General features: G+C 63.9%; 1 protein-coding gene. It reads left to right on the top strand.

The window, feature by feature from the left end; all coding sequences use genetic code 11:
• Positions 1-1,613: 5'-nucleotidase C-terminal domain-containing protein (locus EN969_RS29315; protein WP_127419639.1), on the top strand; the 1,613-nt coding region annotated here is incomplete at its 5' end.
• Positions 1,614-1,869: the final 256 nt, after the last annotated feature.

Genomic DNA, 1,869 nt, shown 5'->3' with positions numbered 1-1,869 from the left:
AGTTCCCCGTGCTCGGCGCCAATGTGAAGGCCAACGCGCAATCCAAGCTCGGCGACCGCGTCAAGCCATCTGTTGTCGTCGAGGTCGGCGGCCAGAACATCGGCATCATCGGCGCGATCACCAACGACACGCCGGACCTCGCTTCGCCGGGTCCCAACGTCGCCATCGAGGACGACGTCAAGTCGATCACTGCCGAAGTCGAGAAGCTCAAGGGCGAAGGCGTCAACAAGATCATCGCCGTGACCCATATCGGCTACAGGCGCGAACGTGACGTCATCGCCAAGATCCCGGGCATCGATGTCGTCGTCGGCGGCCATAGCCATTCCCTGCTGTCGAACACCGATCCGAAGGCGGAAGGCCCCTACCCGACGATGGTCGACAATCCGGACGGCTACAAGGTGCCGGTGGTGCAGGCGGCCTCCTATTCGAAATATCTCGGCGAGTTCAAGGTGGTGTTCGACGACAATGGCGTCGTCAAATCGGCCAGCGGCGACCCGATCTATCTCGACAAGTCGATCACCCCCGACCCGGCCGTGCTCGCCCGCATCAAGGAGCTTGGGGCGCCGATCGAGGCGTTGAAGAACAAGGAAGTGGCCGAAACCACCGACGTCATCGACGGCAGTCGCGAGAGCTGCCGCACCCGCGAATGCGCGATGGGCAATCTCGTCTCCGACGCCATCCTCGACCGCGTCAAGGGACAGGGCGTCGAGATCGTCATCTCCAATGGCGGCGGCCTGCGCGCCTCGATCGACAAGGGCACCGTCACCATGGGCGAGGTGCTGACCGTGCTGCCCTTCCAGAACACGCTGGCGACCTTCCAGATTTCGGGCAAGGATCTGGTGGCCGGCCTCGAGGGCGGTCTCAGTCAGGTCGAGGACGGCGCCGGGCGCTTCCCCCAGGTCGCCGGCCTGAAATATTCCTTCGACAAATCCGTTGCGCCCAATGCCGGCCGGGTCAAATCGGTGGAGGTCATGGAAGGCGGTGCCTGGACGCCGATCAAGCCGGAGAAGGACTATCTGGTCGCCACCAACAACTATGTTCGCCAGGGCGGCGACGGCTACAAGGTCTTTGCCGACAAGGCCAGGAATGCCTACGACTACGGCCCCGGCCTGGAACAGGTGGTTGCCGACTATCTCGGCGCCCACCGGCCCTACACGCCGAAGCTCGACGGCCGCATCACCGAAATAGCCGCGACCGTCGCCGCGGCGCCTGCGGCCCCGGCAACCGATCCGGCCAAGCCAGCCGAAGCGGCACCGGCCACCCCGGCGCCCGCACCGGCTGAAGCCGCCAAGCCTGCCGAAGCGGCACCGGCAATGCCTGAATTGCCGGCCAACTCGGGCGATATCGCCAACACACCACCGGCCATATCGACGGAAGGAGCACCTCCCCCGCCAGCGCCACCAGCCGCGCCGGCACCGGCCGAGCCGGCAAAGCCTGCTGAGGCCGCGCCAGCGGAAGCCAGCCATGTCATCGTTGCCGGCGACACCTATTGGGATCTGGCCAAGAAAGCCTATGGCGACGGCGCCAGGTGGAAGGTCATTTCGGGCGCCAACAAGGGCTACGAACCCCGCCGGCTTCCTGTCGGCGCAACCCTGACCATCCCGCCGAAATAGCTCGCTTATATGCCTGAATGACACCGCCCGTCCGAAAACCGGACGGGCGTCCTGTTTTCGGGCTAATGCATGTCGCCCAAAAGTGACCTCGGTTTTGGGAAAACGACATGCATAAAACAAAGAGTTAAAGCGGGTCGTCTGAATCCATTCGGACAATCCGCTTTAAGGTGCGGCCAGACGCTGCATTGAATGCGCGCGCAAGATGGTTAGGTTCGCGTCTCCCGGAGAACCCTTATGACGCTTCCCACCCCTGCCG

Origin of the sequence: Mesorhizobium sp. M7A.F.Ca.CA.003.01.2.1 (genome assembly GCF_003998945.1) — a bacterium.
Taxonomy (GTDB): Bacteria; Pseudomonadota; Alphaproteobacteria; order Rhizobiales; family Rhizobiaceae; genus Mesorhizobium; species Mesorhizobium ciceri.
Note: the sequence above shows the minus strand (reverse complement) of the source record. Positions and strands in the feature narration are given on the sequence as shown.